This window comes from Micromonospora sp. NBRC 110009 (assembly GCF_030518795.1).
Lineage (GTDB): Bacteria > Actinomycetota > Actinomycetes > Mycobacteriales > Micromonosporaceae > Micromonospora.
Genome location: NZ_CP130427.1, coordinates 225392 through 243116, shown reverse-complemented (window position 1 = coordinate 243116; position 17725 = coordinate 225392). Strand labels below are relative to the sequence as shown.

At 75.1% G+C, this 17725-nt stretch carries 20 protein-coding genes; 7 read left to right on the top strand and 13 right to left on the bottom strand.

The window, feature by feature from the left end:
- Positions 1–5 precede the first annotated feature (5 nt).
- Together Q2K19_RS01135 and Q2K19_RS01130 are read left to right on the top strand one after the other, a co-directional pair.
- Positions 6–1418, top strand: a complete 1413-nt coding sequence (locus tag Q2K19_RS01135) for a lactate utilization protein B (RefSeq protein WP_302772192.1) — start codon at positions 6–8, stop codon at positions 1416–1418.
- On the top strand, positions 1415–2041 hold the full coding sequence (locus Q2K19_RS01130; protein WP_302766831.1) for a LutC/YkgG family protein: 627 nt from the start codon (positions 1415–1417) through the stop codon (positions 2039–2041). The genes Q2K19_RS01135 and Q2K19_RS01130 overlap by 4 nt, the downstream gene beginning before the upstream one ends.
- Positions 2042–2046: 5 nt before the next feature.
- On the opposite strand, the gene Q2K19_RS01125 is transcribed toward Q2K19_RS01130, so the two are convergent.
- The 5 genes from Q2K19_RS01125 to Q2K19_RS01105 form a co-directional block, all read right to left on the bottom strand.
- Positions 2047–3009, bottom strand: a complete 963-nt coding sequence (locus tag Q2K19_RS01125; protein ID WP_302766830.1) for a sensor histidine kinase — start codon at positions 3007–3009, stop codon at positions 2047–2049.
- Entirely contained in the window at positions 3006–3833 is an 828-nt protein-coding gene (locus tag Q2K19_RS01120) for an MEDS domain-containing protein (RefSeq protein ID WP_302766829.1), read from the bottom strand. The genes Q2K19_RS01125 and Q2K19_RS01120 overlap by 4 nt, the downstream gene beginning before the upstream one ends.
- A 112-nt stretch (positions 3834–3945) precedes the next feature.
- On the bottom strand, positions 3946–4419 hold the full coding sequence (locus tag Q2K19_RS01115) for an SRPBCC family protein (RefSeq protein ID WP_302766828.1): 474 nt from the start codon (positions 4417–4419) through the stop codon (positions 3946–3948).
- Positions 4416–4736 (bottom strand): ArsR/SmtB family transcription factor, encoded by a 321-nt coding sequence (locus Q2K19_RS01110; protein ID WP_302766827.1) that lies wholly within the window; start codon positions 4734–4736, stop codon positions 4416–4418. Before Q2K19_RS01110 ends, Q2K19_RS01115 begins: the two co-directional genes overlap by 4 nt.
- Before the next feature lie 291 nt (positions 4737–5027).
- Positions 5028–5543, bottom strand: coding sequence for a 2'-5' RNA ligase family protein (locus tag Q2K19_RS01105; RefSeq protein ID WP_302766826.1), 516 nt, complete (start codon positions 5541–5543; stop codon positions 5028–5030).
- An 83-nt stretch (positions 5544–5626) separates the two neighbouring features.
- On the opposite strand from Q2K19_RS01105, the gene Q2K19_RS01100 reads away from it, so the two are divergent.
- From Q2K19_RS01100 to Q2K19_RS01090, 3 genes are all read left to right on the top strand, one after another.
- Positions 5627–6136: a mycothiol transferase gene (locus Q2K19_RS01100; protein WP_302766824.1), complete on the top strand. Its 510-nt coding sequence runs from the start codon at positions 5627–5629 to the stop codon at positions 6134–6136.
- A gap of 122 nt (positions 6137–6258) precedes the next feature.
- Positions 6259–6633, top strand: a complete 375-nt coding sequence (locus tag Q2K19_RS01095; RefSeq protein ID WP_302766823.1) for an SCP2 sterol-binding domain-containing protein — start codon at positions 6259–6261, stop codon at positions 6631–6633.
- Complete coding sequence (locus Q2K19_RS01090; RefSeq protein ID WP_302766822.1) at positions 6630–8729, top strand: amylo-alpha-1,6-glucosidase; 2100 nt, start codon at positions 6630–6632, stop codon at positions 8727–8729. The genes Q2K19_RS01095 and Q2K19_RS01090 overlap by 4 nt, the downstream gene beginning before the upstream one ends.
- Before the next feature lie 22 nt (positions 8730–8751).
- Here Q2K19_RS01090 and Q2K19_RS01085 read toward each other — a convergent pair whose 3' ends face one another.
- The 3 genes from Q2K19_RS01085 to shbA form a co-directional block, all read right to left on the bottom strand.
- Complete coding sequence (locus Q2K19_RS01085) at positions 8752–9447, bottom strand: Pr6Pr family membrane protein (RefSeq protein WP_302766821.1); 696 nt, start codon at positions 9445–9447, stop codon at positions 8752–8754.
- Positions 9448–9516: 69 nt separating this feature from the next.
- On the bottom strand, positions 9517–10695 hold the full coding sequence (locus tag Q2K19_RS01080) for a hypothetical protein (RefSeq protein ID WP_302766819.1): 1179 nt from the start codon (positions 10693–10695) through the stop codon (positions 9517–9519).
- The gene (gene shbA / locus Q2K19_RS01075; protein ID WP_302766818.1) at positions 10692–11264 is read right to left on the bottom strand and encodes an RNA polymerase sigma factor ShbA; all 573 of its coding nucleotides are present in this window, start codon (positions 11262–11264) and stop codon (positions 10692–10694) included. Before shbA ends, Q2K19_RS01080 begins: the two co-directional genes overlap by 4 nt.
- Before the next feature lie 290 nt (positions 11265–11554).
- Here shbA and Q2K19_RS01070 point away from each other — a divergent pair, with 290 nt between their 5' ends.
- The gene (locus Q2K19_RS01070; protein ID WP_302766817.1) at positions 11555–12772 is read left to right on the top strand and encodes a S8 family peptidase; all 1218 of its coding nucleotides are present in this window, start codon (positions 11555–11557) and stop codon (positions 12770–12772) included.
- A 216-nt stretch (positions 12773–12988) separates the two neighbouring features.
- Here the strand turns inward: Q2K19_RS01070 and Q2K19_RS01065 are convergent, their stop codons facing one another.
- Both Q2K19_RS01065 and Q2K19_RS01060 read right to left on the bottom strand, forming a co-directional pair.
- Positions 12989–13741, bottom strand: coding sequence for a hypothetical protein (locus Q2K19_RS01065; protein ID WP_302766815.1), 753 nt, complete (start codon positions 13739–13741; stop codon positions 12989–12991).
- A gap of 95 nt (positions 13742–13836) precedes the next feature.
- Entirely contained in the window at positions 13837–14343 is a 507-nt protein-coding gene (locus Q2K19_RS01060; RefSeq protein WP_302766814.1) for a DinB family protein, read from the bottom strand.
- Between the two features lie 118 nt (positions 14344–14461).
- On the opposite strand from Q2K19_RS01060, the gene Q2K19_RS01055 reads away from it, so the two are divergent.
- Positions 14462–15358: a DUF72 domain-containing protein gene (locus Q2K19_RS01055; protein ID WP_302766813.1), complete on the top strand. Its 897-nt coding sequence runs from the start codon at positions 14462–14464 to the stop codon at positions 15356–15358.
- Positions 15359–15379: 21 nt separating this feature from the next.
- On the opposite strand, the gene Q2K19_RS01050 is transcribed toward Q2K19_RS01055, so the two are convergent.
- From Q2K19_RS01050 to Q2K19_RS01040, 3 genes are all read right to left on the bottom strand, one after another.
- On the bottom strand, positions 15380–15772 hold the full coding sequence (locus Q2K19_RS01050) for a hypothetical protein (protein WP_302766811.1): 393 nt from the start codon (positions 15770–15772) through the stop codon (positions 15380–15382).
- Positions 15773–15914: 142 nt separating this feature from the next.
- Positions 15915–16661: a hypothetical protein gene (locus Q2K19_RS01045; protein ID WP_302766810.1), complete on the bottom strand. Its 747-nt coding sequence runs from the start codon at positions 16659–16661 to the stop codon at positions 15915–15917.
- A 141-nt stretch (positions 16662–16802) separates the two neighbouring features.
- Entirely contained in the window at positions 16803–17660 is an 858-nt protein-coding gene (locus Q2K19_RS01040; RefSeq protein WP_302766808.1) for an alpha/beta hydrolase family protein, read from the bottom strand.
- Between the last annotated feature and the right edge of the window lie 65 nt (positions 17661–17725).

The window sequence follows — 17725 nt, the reverse complement described above, 5'->3', positions numbered from 1 at the left end:
TGGGCATGCCCACCACGGCGCCGCGGGGGGTGGGGCACCTGCGCGGCGACGAGCCGTTCCCGGCCGCTGCCCGCCGCGCGCTCGCCGACGCCCAACTGCGCCGCAACCTCGGCCACGCCACCACCACCATCCGCGCCAAGTCCGGGGCGGTGATCGCCGAGGTGCCGGACTGGCCGCAGCTGCGGGCCGCCGGCCGGGCGATCAAGAGTGACACCATGGCCCGCCTGCCGGAACTGCTGGAACAACTGGAGGCGGCGGTCACCGCGGCCGGCGGCACCGTGCACTGGGCGGCCGACGCGGTCGAGGCGAACCGGATCGTCACCGACCTGGTCCGGGCCACCGGCGCCGACCGGGTGATGAAGGTCAAGTCGATGGCCACCCAGGAGATCGGCCTGAACGAAGCTCTCGAGGCCGCCGGCATCGAGCCGGTGGAGACCGACCTGGCCGAGCTGATCGTCCAGTTGGGTCGGGACCAGCCCAGCCACATCCTGGTGCCCGCCATCCACCGCAACCGGGCCGAGATCCGGGAGATCTTCCTGCGCGAGATGCCCGGCGTCGACCCGGCGCTGACCGACGAGCCGGCGGCCCTCGCGGCGGCGGCCCGCCGGCACCTGCGCGAGACCTTCCTCAGCACCCGGGTGGCGGTCTCCGGGGCGAACTTCGCCGTCGCCGAGACCGGCACCCTCGCGGTGGTCGAGTCGGAGGGGAACGGCCGGATGTGCCTGACCCTCCCGGAGACCCTGATCACCGTGATGGGCATCGAGAAGGTGATTCCCACCTGGGCCGACCTGGGGGTGTTCCTGCAGCTGCTGCCGCGGGCGTCCACCGGGGAACGGATGAACCCCTACACGTCGATGTGGACCGGGGTCACCCCCGGCGACGGGCCGCAGCAGGTGCACCTGGTGCTGCTGGACAACGGGCGCAGCGCGGTGCTCGCCGACGAGGTCGGGCGGCAGGCGCTGCACTGCATCCGCTGCTCCGCCTGCCTCAACGTCTGCCCGGTGTACGAGCGCACCGGCGGGCACGCGTACGGGTCGGTCTATCCCGGGCCGATCGGCGCGGTGCTCTCCCCGCAGCTCACCGGCGTCGCCGACAACGCCTCCCTGCCGTACGCGTCGTCGCTCTGCGGGGCCTGCTACGACGCCTGCCCGGTGATGATCAACATTCCGGAGCTGCTGGTGCACCTGCGCGCCGGCAGCCCGCACTCGGCCGGCGAGGCGGCGACCATGGCCGCAGCCGCGTACACCATGGACCACCCGCGCCTGTACGCGGCCGCGCAGCGCGCCGCGGGCCTGGGCCGGGTCGCCGGCCGCGCCCTGCCGCCGCCGCTGAACGGCTGGACCGCCAGCCGGGACGTCCCGGCGGCACCCCCGCAGACCTTCCGGCAGTGGTGGGCCGAGCACCGGAGCGGATCGTGACCGCGCGCGAGGTCGTCCTGGCCCGGCTGCGCGCCGCCCTCGCCGCGGCGCCGCCGGCGGTGCCCCGGCCGGGCCCCGCGCCCCGGAGCCAGGGCGACCGGCCGCCGGGCCATCCCGACCTGGTCGACCTGCTGCAACGGCGGCTCACCGACTACCGGGCCGAGGTGCACCGGGTGGCCGCGGTGGACGTTGGCGACACCGTCGCCGGCATCCTCGCCGCCGCCGGCGCCCGGGCCGTGGTGGTGCCGGCCGGGCTGCCCGCCGACTGGCGGCCCGCGGCGGTGGAGGTGGTGGTCGACGACGACCTGCCCGCCGCCCGGCTCGCGGAGCTGGACGCCGTGCTCACCGCCGCCGCGGTCGCCGTCGCCGAGACCGGCACGATCGTCCTCGACGCCGGGGCCGACCAGGGCCGGCGGGCCATCAGCCTGCTGCCCGACCTGCACGTCTGCGTGGTCCATCCGGAGCAGGTCGTCGGCCTGGTGCCGGAGGCCCTCACCCGGCTCACCCCCGACCGGCCGCTCACCTGGATCAGCGGCCCGTCGGCCACCAGCGACATCGAGCTGAACCGGGTGGAGGGGGTGCACGGCCCGCGCCGGCTGCACGTCGTGCTCACCGACGGCTGACCCGCTCAGACCGGGAAGTGGGGGTTCCCCGCGGTCAGCCGGACGGTGAAACCGTCGGCGTCGCGATGCAGCGCCACGTGGTTGCAGGACTGGTAGGTGATCCACAGCCCGAGACCGCCGGCCGCGCCGTCACCCGCCGGCAGCAGCCCGGCATACGGGTCCTTCGGGCCGGGGCCGCGGTCGTGCACCGTCACCACGATCCGGTCCGGGCCGCTCCACAGCCGCATCCGGGTCGGCCCGAGGCCGTGCCGTAGCGCGTTGCCCACCATCTCGCTGACCGCCACGGCGAGGTCCTCGACGTCGTCGCCGGGGAGCTGACCCTGGTCGGCGGCGTGCACGGCGGCGCGGGCCTGCGCCGGGGTCGGGTCGGTCAGTTCGACCAGTGGAGTCGTCCGCTGCACCGGGTCGGGCAGCATCGGCCGGGGCTCGGTCAGGTAGTGCGTCGGCTCTCGGTAGACCTCGCTCGGCAGGTGCTGGCCGTCCGGTCCGGCCACCCGGGGATGGGTACGCGCCACGTCCGCCAGCACCCGGGGCGGGGTGGTCCGGGTGTCGTAGGCGCACATGCTCCACAGCGGGAAGTCGTCGTAGGCGTGGTTGATGGCCGACTCGTAGCGGGCCCACCAGTCCCAGGTGGAGCCGAGGGCCGCCGCCGGCAGCTCACCGACGATCCGGATCTGCCGCGCGCCCCCGGCCACGTACGCCGCCAGCATCTTCCGGTAGGACCGGATCGCCGCGGTCGGCCGGGCATACACCTCCCCACCCGGCAGGAAGGTCACGCCGGAGCCGACGGGCAGCGCCCGGCGGACCAGTTCCGCGTTGCGTTCCCCCAGGCCCACCACGGTCGGCTCGCCCGCCTCGACGCCGCCGAGCAGGAACGGCACCACCACGGCGAGCAGGTGCTCGTCGGAGTCGAAGAGGATGGCCTCGTGGAAGTAGCCGACGTGACCCGCGGCGGCGCCCGTCCTCATCGCACGACCTCGACCCGGACCTCGGTGAGGTCCAGCAGCTCGACCAGCCGGGCGGCCGCGGCCCGGGACGTGCGCAGCACCGCCGTGGCGCCGCGCCGCCGGGCGTGGTCGCGCAGGTGCAGCAGGCACCGGTGGTCGACGAAGCGCAGCGCGGCCCCGTCGACCACGACCCGGCCGTCGACCGGTCGGGGGTCGGCCCGATCCAGCGCGGCGGCGAACTGCTGGTGGTTGGACGGGTCCAGCTCGCCGCCGAGCGCCACCACCGCGTCGCCGAGCGTGGCGTGCAGCCGGAACGGCGCGTCGGTGTTGGTCTCCGGGTGCAGGCAGGCCAGCTCGGCGATCGCCCGGTCGTCCAGCTCCCGGCGGTCGTACGCGCAGATCGCCGACATCGGCCGCCGGCGGATGTAGCGGTCGATCAGGTGCTCGTAGCGGGCGAACGCGTCCCGCTGGGCGGGGGTGCGGACCAGGCTGGTCGCCTCGGCCATCACCCGCAGCCCGGTGTAGCCCGCGGCCAGCGCCTCCTCGGTCGCCGCGGCGTACGCCCGGACCTGGGTCTCCGGGTCGATGATCCCGCCGGCCCGGTACGCCTGCTCGACGGGGACCAGCACGGCCGCGCCCCGCCGCAGCGCGTCGGGGAGGCCGGGGAGCCGGTCCAGCCGGCGGGCCAGGTCGTCGGGAGCGCCGGGGGCGACCAACCAGACGCGTTCCCCGGCGGCGAGTCCGGCAGCCAGGTACGGCACCGCGTGGGCGTCGAACGTCGCCGGGTCGCCGTAGGCCAGGCAGGAGTGGCCGTAGGCGCGGCAGGGCGTGCCAGCGCGGCTCACCAGGTCTGCCTCATGCGGCCAGTTTATGCCGTCGTGCCGGACGGCCCACGTCACCCGTCCACGGGCCGCCCGACCTCCCCCGCCCGGCCGTCCGACCGGGCGGGAGGGGGAGTCAGACCGCCGCGGCGTACTCGCGCAGGCCGCCCGGCCATCCGCCGTCGCTGCCGACTCCGTCCCGGACGCTCTCCCAGCCGGGGCCGTGGGCGTCGAGCCGGTCGTGCACCAGGTCGACCCGGGTCCCCGCGCCTTCCGGGGTGAACGTCACGGTGACCCGGCTGCCGGGCGCGTCGGGAGCGGGGATGCCCCAGTCGGGCCCGATGAGCCAGGAGAACGCGAAGGTGCGCGGCGGGTCCCAGGTGAGCACCCGTCCCCAGACGCAGACGTCGCCGGCGTCGTTCTCCTCCCACAGGCCGCCGCCCACGCGGGGCTCGACGCCGATCTTATTGAGCGTGCCGGGCTGGACGTGGTGCGAGCGGTTCCACCACCGGTCGATGCCGGCGGTGAAGACCTCGAAGGCGCGCTCCGGCGGCGCCTCGACGCGGACGCTGGCGCGTACGGCGGTGGTGGGGTCGGTGTCGGTGGTCACGGGGCCTCCTCAGGAGGGTTGTCGACGGCGTCCGCGAACGCCGCCAGGGCCTGCTGCCAGAACTGGTCGAAGTAGCCGCGCACGGCCGCCAGGCCCTGTGGGTCCAGCGCGTAGACGCGGCGGGTGCCGACGGCCGTCGAGGAGACCAGGGCGGCGTCCTTGAGCACCTTGAGGTGCTGGGAGACCGCGGGGCGGCTGACCGGCAGGTCGGCCGCGATCTCGGCGACGGAGCGTGGCCCGCCGGCGAGGAGCTCGAAGACCGCGCGGCGGGTCGGGTCGCCCAGCGCGTCGAGCATCCGTCCTTGGTAAGTGGCCACGAACGGTAAGTTTAGACTTTCCGATGGCGCTGTCAACGGAAACGGCGGTGGCGGACCGGTGGACGTGGCCTGGCCGTTTTCGGGGCCGGATCTGCCGCTGGCGAGGGTGCGGACCGCCTGTCGAGCTGATGTCGCAGGTGACTCACGGCGGGCCCGCGGGGCCGTGCTCGGCCGGCGCGCCGCGACCGGCGGGCGGGCCGCCGAGTCGTCTACGACCTCAACTCGGAAGGGCGACGAGAGCAGTGCGCCGGCCCCGGCGGAGCGCGGTCCGGCGCTGCGACACGCGGCGGCTCAGGGGAGCGGGTGGGAGATGCCCCGGGCGTGGTCGGTGATGGCGGCGCCGACCACGGTGGCGGTCAGCGGCAGCACCTCCAGGCAGCGGCGCACCGCCGCGGCCATCAGCGCGTTCGGCACCCGCATGGAGAGCGTGCAGTGCGGCACCCAGCGCCCCGGCTGGTAGTGCTCGACCAGGTCGATGCCGGCCCGGGCCAGCCGGTGGTGCACCTGGGCGTGGTGGGCCAGCAGCTCGGTCGTGGGCGACGGTCCGAGCCAGAGCACCCGCCCGACGAACTGGCCGGCATGCTGGAACTCCAGCCGCAGCGGGGCCGCGACCACCATCCCGGTGAGCGCCTCGGCGACCCGTTCCGGATCGAAGCGGGCGGCCACCGCGAGCGAGACGTGCGGGCGGTGCCGCTGCTCCAGCAGCGACTTCATGCTTTGTACGCCCTCGGACTCCAACGCGTCCCAGAGCACCCGGATCCGCCGGGTGGCATCGGTGTCCAGGTACAGCTCCAGCGCCGCGACCACATGATCAGCCTAAGGTGAGGTTTGTCCGGCCCGGTGGGCGGTACTGCGCAGGGTGGCACCAACCCGTGGAGGAGCGTGGTCCCGTGGACGTGAACGACCTGTTGATTGAGGCGTACGGCCGGCTGCCCGAACTGGTGGAGTCGGCGGTCGAGGGGCTGAGCCCGGAGCAGCTCCGGCAGGCGCCGGCGGCCGGGGCGAACCCGGTGGGCTGGCTGGTCTGGCACCTGACCCGGATCCAGGACCACGGGGTGGCCGACGTGCTGGGGGAGAAGCAGCTCTGGGTCGGCGGCGACTGGGCGGGCCGGTGCGGGCTGACCGCCGACCCGGACGACACCGGCTTCGGGCACGGTTCCGAACAGATCGCCGCCGTCCGGCCGGAGGACGGGCGGGTGCTCGTCGACTACCACCGGGCGGTGGTGGACCGGACGCTGGCGTACCTGCGCGGACTGCGCCCGGCCGACCTCGACCGGGTGGTCGACCCGAACTGGGACCCGCCGGTCACCCTCGGCGTGCGGCTGATCAGCCTGTTGGCGGACGACCTCCAGCACGCCGGGCAGGCCGCCTACGTGCGCGGGCTCATCCAGCGGGGTTGACCGCCGCCCGGGCCGGCGCGGCGTGGGCGAGCGGCGTGCCTCGCCGCTCACCCGGATCGGGTGAGTTGGACTCACCTTCGTGGCGGGGATCCTGCGGGGACGACCGGAGACGGGGGGAACCGATGGCCAGCGCGGCGGTGCAGCACCTGGAGCGGCGGGTGGCCGGCCGGCACCCTGACCTGCCGGCGAGCACGGCCGGCAGCCTCCGGCTCGACCTGCGCGACGGTGGGCAGACCGAACACTGGTATCTGACCATCGAGCACCAGGACGTCCGGGTGACCCGCTCCGCCGAGGATGCCGAACTGGTGGTCCGGGCCGACCGGGAGGTCTTCGACCGGATGGCCGAGGGCCGGCTGCACCCGGCGGCGGCGCTGCTGCGCAACGACCTCACGGTGCAGGGCAACCTGCGGCTGCTGCTGACGCTGCGCCGGCTGTTCCCGGGCCCGTCCGGGGCCCGCGATCCCCGCGCGGCGGGCTGCGGCGGGGGCGGCCGATGAAGCAGGAGCTGTTCCACGTCGTCGCCGGCAACTCCTTCGCCATGAGCGACGCGCAGGGCGACATGGAGGTCAACCCGTACGCCCCGATCGGCCTCATCTCGTTCGACACCCGCTTCTTGTCCCGCTGGGTGCTCACCCTCGACGGGCAGCGGATGCACACGCTGTCCCGGGACGAACTGGCCTCCTTCGAGACCCGGTTCGTGCTGGTCCCCGGCACCGCCAGCCACTACGTCGACGCCGACGTGTCGGTGATCCGGCACCGCTCCATCGACGACAGCTTCAACGAGCGGCTCATCGTGCTCAACCACTCGGCGGAGCCGGCCGAGTTCACGCTCCGTATGGAGATCGGCAGCGACTTCGCGGACACCTCCGAGATCCGCCGCCCCGGGCCGCGCCGGCCGACGGTCAGCGCCGACTCGGCCCACCGCGAGCTGCGGCTGTGCTACCGACGGGAACGGTTCGTCCGGGAGACCCGGGTCACCAGCACCGAACCGGTGGAGGTGGACCAGCACGGGATGACCTTCCGGATCCGGGTCGCGCCGAACGGCGAGTGGCACGCGGACCTGCACGTCGTCATGATCATCCACGGCGCCCGCGGCCAGGACCTGCGGTCCAGCCTGGAAGCCCACCGGCGGTACGTCCAGCTGAACATGCGCGAGGACCTCGCCCGATGGTTCGACCACGCCCCGCAGCTCCTCGCCGACCGCGAATCCCTGGAGTCGGCGTACACGCAGGCGCTGACCGACCTGGCCGCGCTGCGGTACATGCCACTGTCGTACCGCGAACGGGTACCGGTGGGCGGCCTCCCCTGGGCGATGACGCTCTACGGCCGGGACTCCATGATCACCTGCCTGCAGACCCTGCCGTTCACCCCCGAGCTGACCCCGGCGACGCTGCACCTGCTCGCCCTGCTCCAAGGCGGACAGCTTGACGACTATCACGACGAGGAGCCCGGGAAGATCCTCGCCGAGCTGCGCTACGGCGAGGCGGCGGCGTTCGGCGAGCAGCCCACCGCGCTCTACTACGGCGCGGCCGACACCACCCCGCTGTTCGTGGTGCTGCTCGACGAGTACGAGCGCTGGACCGGCGACACCGACCTGGTGCGGCAGCTGCACCACCCGGCCCGGATGGCGCTGGACTGGATGGACACCTACGGCAACCTGTGCGGCGACGGCTACCTGCGCTACCAGCCGCGCAACACCGTCAACGGGGTGGCCAACCAGACCTGGCGCAACTCGCCGGACGCCGTCGTGGACCGGCACGGCCGCCAGCCCGCCTTCCCCCGGGCCACCTGCGAACTCCAGGGGTACGCGTACGACGCGAAGCTCCGGGGCGCCCGGCTGGCCCGGGAGGTCTGGGGCGACCCCGCGTACGCCGACCGGCTGGAGGCCGACGCGGCGCGCCTGCGTGAGCGGTTCAACCGGGACTTCTGGCTGCCGGACCGCGGCTACTACGCGTTCGCGCTGACCCCGGAGGGGGAACCGGTCGACGCGCTCACCTCAAGCCTCGGCCACCTGCTCTTCACCGGCATCGTCGAGCCGGAGCGGGCCGAGTCCCTCGCCGCGCACCTGTGCGGGCCGGAACTCTTCTCCGGCTGGGGAGTGCGCACGTACGCCGCCGGGCAGCGCCCGTACAACCCGGTCGGCGCCCACCTCGGCTCGGTCTGGCCGTCGGACAACTCGCTGATCGCGGCGGGCCTGCGCCGCTACGGGTACGACACCCAGGCGGCGGCGATCGCGGCCGGCATCTTCGCCGTGGTGGAGACCCTCGGCGGCTCGGTGCCCGAGGTGATCGCCGGCTATCCCCGCGAGGTGACCAAGTACCCGGTCCAGCTCCCGGCCGCCGGCCGGCCCCAGGCGTGGGCCTCCGGCGGGCTGCTCATGCTGCTCGCCACCATGCTCGGGCTGCGCCCGTGCGGCGACAACCTGGTGGCGGACCCGGCCGTCCCGCCGGGATACGGCCGGATCGAGCTGCTGGACGTGCCCGGCCGCTGGGGTCACGCCGACGCCTACGGCCGGGAGCAGGCCGCCCACCGGCACCCGCGCCGGTCGGCCCCCGGCACGGAGCCGGCTCAGCCGCCCCGGACAGCCCGCTGACCGCCGCCGCGAGCCCCGTCGCTCACCGGGGCCCGGCCGTGGTCTCCGCCGGCGCGGCGGGCGGATCGGCGGTGGGTGCCGGGACGGACCGGGTCCGGCGGGCCAGGCCCCGGTCGATCCCGACGAAGAGGAGGCCGAGCAGCCAGAACGCGACCGCGAAGAAGAGCGAGCTGAGCCCGACCCCGGCGTAGCCGAGCTGCCCGGCGTCGATGAACGGGTACGGGTAGCGGTGCACGACCAGGCCGCGGACCAGGGCGAACCCGAGGTACGCCACCGGGAACGCCAGCCACCAGGCCGCGTACCGGGGCCGGAGCCGGCCGCGCCGGTCGAACAGCGCCCAGTCGGCGATCGCGAGCAGCGGCACGATGGTGTGCAGGCACTGGTTGCCCCACCACTCGCCGGGTTCCCGGTCCGGCTGGACCATCGCGAACGGGCTGGCCGGGTTGGCCAGCACCAGGTGGTAGACCGTGCCGGTGATGGTGATGTAGAGGGTGACGGCGCCCTTGAGCGCGGACGGCGGCTCGGGACGGTCCTGCCAGGCACGCCAGGCGGCGTACCCGGCGAAGACACCGACCGCCAGGTTGCTCTGGATGGTGAAGTAGGGCAGCAGCCCGGTCACCGTGGCCGGGCCGAGCGCGGTCAGCACGATGCCGGCCACCACGCTCACCACGATGGCCAGGCGGAAGAGGATCGCCACTGGTCGGCGCCGCGGAGTCACCGGGGCAAGCTACCAGCCGGCCTGCCGCCGGCCACCGGGCGAGCCGCCCGCCGGCTCGCGCTGCCGGCCCTACGGCGCCGTGGACGGCTGTCCCGGGTCCGCCGGTGGCGCGACGGTGGCCGGGCGGGTCCGGGAGCGGACGGTGTCCGGGCGGTCCGGGGGCTCGTCGGCGGCCGAGCGGCCGTCGCCGGCGCCGCTGCGTGCCGGCCCACCCGGCGCGTCGGCCCCCGCCGTCGTCGGCCCACCCGGCGCGTCGGCCCCCGCCGTCCTCGGGGCACGTCGGGGGGCCGCCGGGGCCGGTCGGACCGCTGTCGGGGCGGTATGACCAGGCCGCTCGCCGGTGGGCGCGGTCCTGGCCGGGGCTGTCCCGGGTGAGGTCGGCTCGGTGCGGTCCGGCAGGTCGGGTCGCAGGGGCGACCCGGGGCGGGTCGGCTCCGCGGCCGCCGGGGCGGTTTCGACGCCGGACGGCGGGGCGGCCCCTTCCTCGGCCTGATCGGGGCCGGGCGACGGCGAGGCCACCGGGGCGCCGGGCTCGGGCGGCGGCGCCTGGCTCACCGGCGCGTCCGGTGCCGGCAGCCGCTGCCACAGGTCTTCGATGCCGGATCGGAGCCGGGCGGCCCGCTGGTCGTCGCCCAGGTCGGCGAGGAGGGCACCGGCTCGTTCCAGGTCGGCGCGGGCCTCGGCGTACCGGCCGGCGCCCAGGTCGCGGCGGGCCTGGTCCAGCAGCCGGTCGATCTCGCGCTCGGCGACCAGCGATTGGGCCCGCTCGGTCCAGACCAGCTCGGTGACCGGCCAGAGCAACTCGTCGGGCTCGGCCCGGGCGGCGCCCAGCCAGACGCCGGCGGTCAGCGTCACCAGGGTCAGGGCCGCCCCGGCCAGCACCCGTCCCCGCCGGCGCGGCGTACGCCCGGCGCCCTGCCGGGTCGGCCGTGACCGGACCGTCGCGGTGGGCGACCCGCCCTGCGGCGGGGGAGCGGCGTCGGCGTCCCGCGCTGCGGAGTGGAGGGCCGTCGGATCGGGGTCCGGCAGCGGGGCCGCGAGGTCGCTCGTCCGTCGCCCGTCGGCGGTCGGCCACGAGGTGGCCTCAAACCGGGCGGCACGCCGCTCGATCGCGGCGTGCCAGCCGGCCAGGAGGGTGGCCACCGGGTCATCGGCCGGCGGCGGCGTGCCATGACGCAGCGCGTCGAGCAGTTCGTCGTCCCGCAGCACCGGGTCCTCGGGCGGGGGCGCGGCGCCGTCGTCGTTCACTGGAACACCCCCGTCAGCGAGTCACCGGCCAGGGAGCGCAGCCGGGTCAACGCGCGGTGCTGCGCCAGGCGTACCGCACCACCGGTCATGCCGAGCACCGTACCGACCTCGTCGGCCGTCATGCCGACGGCCAGGCGGAGCACCAGGATCTCCCGGTGGGTGGCCGGCAACTGGGCCAGCAGGTGGGAGAGGCGGGCGCCCAGATCGGCGGTGAGGGCGCGTGGTTCCGGCCCGGGGGCCGGGTCGGGGGTGTCGGGCAGGTCGGCCACGCTCTCGGTCAGATCCCGGCGCGCGGCTCGGCAGGCGTCGGCCACCTTGCGGGCGGCGATGCCGTACACGAAGGCCAGGAAGGGGCGGCCCTGGTCGGTGAAGCGGGGCAACGCGCGTAGCACCGCGAGGCAGACCTCCTGGGCCACGTCCTCCGCCGTGGCGCCGCCGGCGCCCACGTGCCCCAGGCGGGCGAGGCTGTATCGCACCGCGATCGGCCTGATCTGGGTGAGTACCCGGCCGACGGCGGCGGGATCGCCGGCCACGGCCCGCCGTACCAGGTCAGGATCCGGTGTGTCCATCGAGGTCAACGAGGCCCTTCCGCTGTGGCTGGCTCGACGGTATCGGGCGCTGGTCGTACCGCCAAGGGGTGTGGTGAAACGCCGCGCGGGCCGGTCGCGATAACCCGGCAGGAGCGGCGTGCCGCCCGTCCGACCTGGCGTTTCCGACGCCGGGCCAGTCGTTGTGCGGCATTTTGTAGCAATTTATATATTTCCAATAACGAATGGCTGCGGCCTCTGGTCCGGGGTTGCCGGTTGCGCCAGCCTCGGCGTGGGCCAACCGCCCCAACCGCACGTGGAGAGGAACCCCCATGCGCAAGACACTGGGCGTCGCGATGCTGACCGGCATCGTCGTCGCCGCTTCGGCGACCGGCGCCACCGCCGCCCCGCGCGCCGAGGTGGAGAGCGGCTACATCGTCGTCCTCCGTGCCGACGCCAACTCGGCGTCGGTCGCGGCCGAGCAGGCCAGGGCCAACGGCGCCATCGTCGGCCACGTCTACGAGCACGCGCTGCGCGGCTACTCGGCCCGGATGAGCGCCACCGCGGCCACCCGCATCGCCCGCGACTCCCGAGTGCTCTTCGTCCAGCCCGACGGGGTGGCGACGGCCTCGGCCCAGACCACGCCGACCGGCATCAACCGGGCCGACGCCGAGCTGAGCCCGACCGCCCGGATCAACGGCACCGACGAACGGGTCAACGTGGACGTGGCGGTCATCGACACCGGCATCGACCTCACCCACCCCGACCTGAACGTCTACACCGCCGGAGCGAAGAACTGCTCCACCGGCAACAGCGCCAACGACGGCAACGGCCACGGCTCGCACGTCGCCGGCACCATCGGCGCGCTGGACAACGGCATCGGCGCGGTCGGGATGGCGCCGGGGGCCCGGGTCTGGCCGGTCCGCGTGCTCAACAACGCCGGCAGCGGGACCTTCTCCGACATCATCTGCGGCATCGACTACGTGACCGCGCACGCCAGCGAGATCGAGGTCGCCAACATGAGCCTCGGCGGCTCCGGCTCCGACAGCGCCTGCGGCAGCAACAAGGACGCCATGCACGAGGCGATCTGCAGGTCGGTCGCGGCCGGCGTGACCTACGTCGTGGCCGCCGGCAACGAGACCGACAACGCCGCCAACCACGTGCCGGCCGCGTACGACGAGGTCATCACCGTCTCCGCGCTGGCCGACTTCAACGGCCTGCCCGGTGGCGGCGCGGCGGCCACCTGCCGCAGCGACGTGGACGACACGATCGCCGACTTCTCCAACTACGGCGCCGACGTCGACCTGATGGCCCCGGGCGTCTGCATCTACTCGACGTGGAAGGGCGGCGGCTACAACACCATCTCGGGCACCTCGATGGCCAGCCCGCACGTCGCCGGTGGCGCCGCCCTCTACAAGGCGACCCACCCGACGGCCACGCCGAGCGCCGTCAAGTCGGCCCTCCAGTCGGCCGGTACGACCAACTACAGCTGGCCGGCCGGCGACCCGGACGGCATCCAGGAGAAGCTGCTGAACGTGGCCACCTTCTGACGGTCCCGCCTCGGCCGTGCCGACCCGCCCGGGCCGGCACGGCCGACGCGCGTCCGGCGAGGCCGGAGCTGCGCTCGACGCGATCCCGGTTCGCCCGCGGCCCCGGATCGCGGCGTGCCGACATCGGCCGGCGGGCGGCGCGACAGCCGCCCGCTCGCCCGTTAGGCGACCGGGGCGAGCCCGGACGCGTGCCGGCCGGCGACTCGCCGGGCCGGTTCAGCGCGGGGACGGGCCGACCGTGGCCGGCCGGTTCACCGTGGGACCGGCCGGACGGGTGGTCGGCGCGACGGTGCCGGCAGGTGCGGACGGCGGGCGATCGGGTCCTCTGGTCGTCTGGGGCCGCTTCGTCGGGCCTGGGTTCGGGCCGCCCGGCGAGCCCCGCCCGTCGAGCAGTTGGTTGCAGTAACCCGGAACCTTCTCCCGCCCGCCGGCGGCCGCGACCAGGTCGGCGAAGCGCGGAGTCTCCAGCGACCCGCGCCGGTCCTCGCCCGGCTGGGCCCGGTAGGCGGTGCAGAGCTCGGCCAGCGCGGCCAGGCTGCCCGGGCGGGCCGTCGGAGCGGCCGGGGTGGGGGAGCCGCCCGGGTCACCGGTCGACGAGGGGCGGTCGTCGCCGCCGCTCGGCGTCGTGGTCGCCCCGCCGGTGCCGAACGGGCCCGGCAACGCCCCGGTGACGGCGGCCAGGGCCACCCCGCCGGTGCCCGCCGCGAGCAGGGCGGCCAGCGCGAGTTTCGCGGCGAGCAGGCTGGTCAGCAACCGTCGCTCGGGACGGGCGGCCGCCGGCACTGATCCGGCGCGCGCCATCCGGAACGCCTGCAGGGCGGCCCCCTCCCCGCTGAGTTCGTGCGGGTGGGGCGCGGCGCGGACGGCGGCGAGGAGTTGGACGAGCACCTCCGGACCGTCCTGCGCGTCGACGGTGGGACCGCCGAGCAGGCGCTCGGCGGTCTCCTGGTCCATGCGGTGTGCGTTCATCTCGTGTCCCTCAGCGCCGCCACCCCTGGTGACGTCACATCGGGACCTGCCCGGACCGCCCGAAACGTCGGTGAGATCCGTCACGCCGCCTGCGGTCAGCCCATCGTCTTCGCCCCGTCGATCGACTCGCGGATGATGTCGGCGTGCCCGGCGTGCTGCGCGGTCTCGGCGATGACGTGCAGCAACACCTGGCGCACCGACCAGCTCGCCCCGGGCTCGAACCAGGGGGCGGACGGGAGCGGCTGGGCGGCGTCCAGGTCGAGCGTGGCGACCAGCTCGTCGGTCTCGGCGGCCACCCGCTCGAACTCGGCGAGCAGCCCGGCCAGGGTCTCGCCGTCGCCCATCCGGAACTGCCCGACCCAGTCGATCGGCTCGCGCTCCATCGCCTCGGCGCCGCCCACGGCGAAGCGCAGCCACCGCTCCTCCACAGTCGCCACATGCTTGATCAGGCCGCCGAGGCACAGCTCGCTCACGGTGCTGCGGGTCGCCGCCTGCTCGTCGGTCAGGCCCTGGACCGTCTGCCGCAGGAACCCGCGGTGCCGGCGCAGGCTGGCGAGCAGATCGGCCCGCTCGCCGGTGAGGACGTGCTCGGAAACGCTCATGCGCCCGCCTTTCGGTTGAGGACGCCTACACCGTACGAGCCGGCACCGACAGTTTCCCGCCTCCACTCCGGACCGCCTCGGGTTGCCGATCCCGGCGGTTGGCGGTGCACTGAATGACATGGGTGTCATTAAGGTGGGCACGTCCTCGTGGGCCGACCAGATGCTGATCCGCTCGGGCTGGTACCCCCGCGCGGTCAACACCCCGGCCGGGCGGCTCGGCTTCTACGCGGAGCGGTTCCCGTTGGTGGAGGTGGACACCTCCCACTACGCGATCCCACTGCCCGAGACCGCCGCGGGCTGGGTCAACGCCACCCCGCCCGGCTTCACCTTCGACGTCAAGGCGTTCCGCCTGTTCACCGGCCACCACACCCCGGTCGCGGCGCTGCCGGCCGAGCTGCGGCCGGCCGGCGGATCGAGCCGGATCCGCTGGCGCGACCTCTCGGCCGGGGCGTACGACGAGCTGTGGCACCGGTTCCACGCGGCGCTGGCGCCGATCGCGGCGGCCGACCGGCTCGGCGCCGTGCTGCTCCAGTTCCCGCCCTGGCTGACCCGGGGCGACGCCGCCAAGCGGCGGATCGTCGACGCCGCCCGACGGTGCCGGCCCTGGCGGGTCGGTGTCGAGCTGCGACACTCCTCCTGGTTCACCGACGACGCGGTGGTCGACACGGTGACCTTCCTGCGCGAGCACGGGCTGAGCTACGTCTGCGTGGACATGCCGCAGGGGCACCCGTCGTCGGTGCCGCCGATCCTGACCGCCACCGCGGACCTCGCGGTGGTCCGGTTCCACGGGCACAGCGCCGCCTGGGCGAGCGGTGACAAGCAGGAGAAGTTCCGATACGCCTACGGCGCGGCGGAACTGCGGCGGTGGTCGGAGCTGCTGCGCGAGCTGGCCGACCAGTGCGCCGAGCTGCACGTGCTGATGAACAACTGCTGCGGAGACCAGGCCCAGCGCGACGCCGCCCGGCTCGCGGAACTGCTGGGCGTGGCGGTCGCGGGCCAGCCGGCCGGCGCCTGACCGCGGCGCCGCGCGGGGCGGTCAGCCGCGCCGGCGGAACCCCTCGGGGTGCATGCCGGTGGCCTCCTCCAGCGCGTTGTCCGCCAGATCCCCCTCGGCGCTGTCGTCGGGGAAGGTACGCCCGGACGGCGCCGGGTCCGGCGGCGCGTCGGGTCCGGCCGGCCCGGTCCGGGTGGGCTCCACCGACCCGAATCCGTGCCGCCCCGCCTTGGGGCCGCCCGGCCCGGCGCCCGCCGCGCGGCGCTCCCCGCGGCGCCCCTCCGGGACCGCGTTCTCCTCGCTGCCCTCGTCCATCGGCGCGTCCTCGTCCGCGCCCCAGGGCGGATCGGCGTCATAGCCGTCGGTGGTACCCCACGGCGCGGTCGACTCCGGCCCGCGCCCCTTGCCCGTCCCCGGTCGGTTCCTGCTGGTCATGGCCACCTCACCTGGCTGGTCTCCGTGCCCGCGCTGATTGCCCGCCGTCCGCCCGGTCATGCCGCGCCGCCCGGATCTGTCGTGCGGATACGCCGGGCGGCCGGCCGCCCACCCCGTTGTGGACCGCCGGCCGCCCGGCGGCTCAGCGTCCGGTCGGGACCAGGTGGCGGGTGGCCGCACCCATCGCGAGGACCTTGCCGATGGTCTTCGGCCCCGGGCCCATCGCGGCCATCTTCCCGATGGTCCTCGGGCCCGGGCCCATCGCGGCCATCTTCCCGATGGTCCTCGGGCCCGGGCCCATCCCGGCCATCTTCCCGATGGCCTTCGGGGCCATCGCCAGCCCGCCGGCCCGCGCGAGCATGCCCCGGAACATCTGGCCCGGCTTCTGCTGCTCGCCCATGTAGGCGGTCACCACCACCAGCGCGCCGGTCAGCGCCGGGATCGCCCACTGGAGCAGCTTCATCTGCCGCTGGCAGGAGGCGATGTTGGCGGGCGTCTGGTAGCTCGGCTCGGTGGCCCCTTCGACGGGCGGCGCGCCCGCCTTCTCCAGCTTCATGCCGAGCAGTCGGCTGTAGCCGGTCACCGCCAGCGCGCCGACCGTCAGCGCGGTCTTCACGGCGCTCATCTTGGCCACCCCGGCCTGCGCGGCCACCCGCGGGCTCTCGGTGACCAGTTCGCCGACCGCGCCGGCCAGGTGGGCGCCGATCGCCGCCGCGTTGATCGGGGTCCAGCGCGCCCAGCCGGCCGAGGCCACCGGCAGCCGTTGTGTCGCGTCGTCGATCCGTGCCGCCGCGCCGTTCACACCGAGCGCGCCCATCAGTGAGCCGCCGAACCAGGCCGCCAGGCCCAGATCGTGCATCGATCGCAACGCCGTGTGCCGTTCGGACATCTGATCCCCCTCCGTGTTCGGGCGGTGCCGGATACCCAACTTCCAGTGGACTACGCGCCCGGGATTCTGTGCGAATTCCCAGGTCGCGGCCCGCTTTCGCGCCGGGTGTCCGGTTCCGGAGACGAGCCTCGGCCGGCGGGCTCAGCGGGGCGGCAGGCCGGCGGCGAAGGCGGCCACCCGGGCGGCCAGCGGGGTGGCGGCGCGTACCCAGGTGAAGTGGTCCAGCGGGGCGCCCGCCTCGGCGACGGTGAAGCGGTGCCGGGTCAGCGGCGCGCCGGCGAGCTTGGCGCAGAGGTGGTCCAGCGTCTCGTGCGGGGTGTACTGGTCGTCGTCCACGCTGATCGCGAGCACCGGCGTGCGGACCGCCCGGATCGCTGCCTCGACGTCGACCCCGTCGAGCACCGGGAACCGCCCGGTCCGGGCGGTGTACGCCCAGTCCCGGATCACCCCGTGCGCCTGCCGGCCGCCGAACCCCCAGCCGGGCCAGACGCCGACCAGCCGGGCCACCGCCGCGATCCCCTGGGTGTACGGCAACACGCCCCAGCCCCGCAGCCCCGGGTACCCGCGCCACCAGGGCACGCCGACCGCGACCAGGGCCAGCCCGTCCACCCGGTCCGCCTCGTGCAGGGCCTGGTGCAGCACCGCGACCTGCCCGCCGAGGGAGTGCCCGAGCAGCAGCCGGGTCCGCCCGTCCAGCCGGGGCTTGAGCGCGTCGAGCACCGCGCCGACGTCCGCGGCCAGTTCGGCGTAGCCGTACCGGCAGGTGCGGGCGGGCACCGGGGTGCTCTCACCGGTGCCCCGCAGGTCCACCACGACCACGGCGAGACCCGCGCCGCGCAGCGCGGCGGCGAACGGGCGGTAGTACCGGGCCCGGACGCCCATCGCCGGCCAGATCACCACCACCGGCGCTCCCGGCGGCCCGTCGGGCTCCGGGTAGACCTGGACGCCGATCCGCGCCCCGTCGACGTCGACGAACTCCTGGGCGTAGTCCCCGCTCACCGGCTCAGCGTACGACGGCAAGCTACCGGCGGGTAGCAATGGGGGCCGGTTCGGTGCCGTCGCGA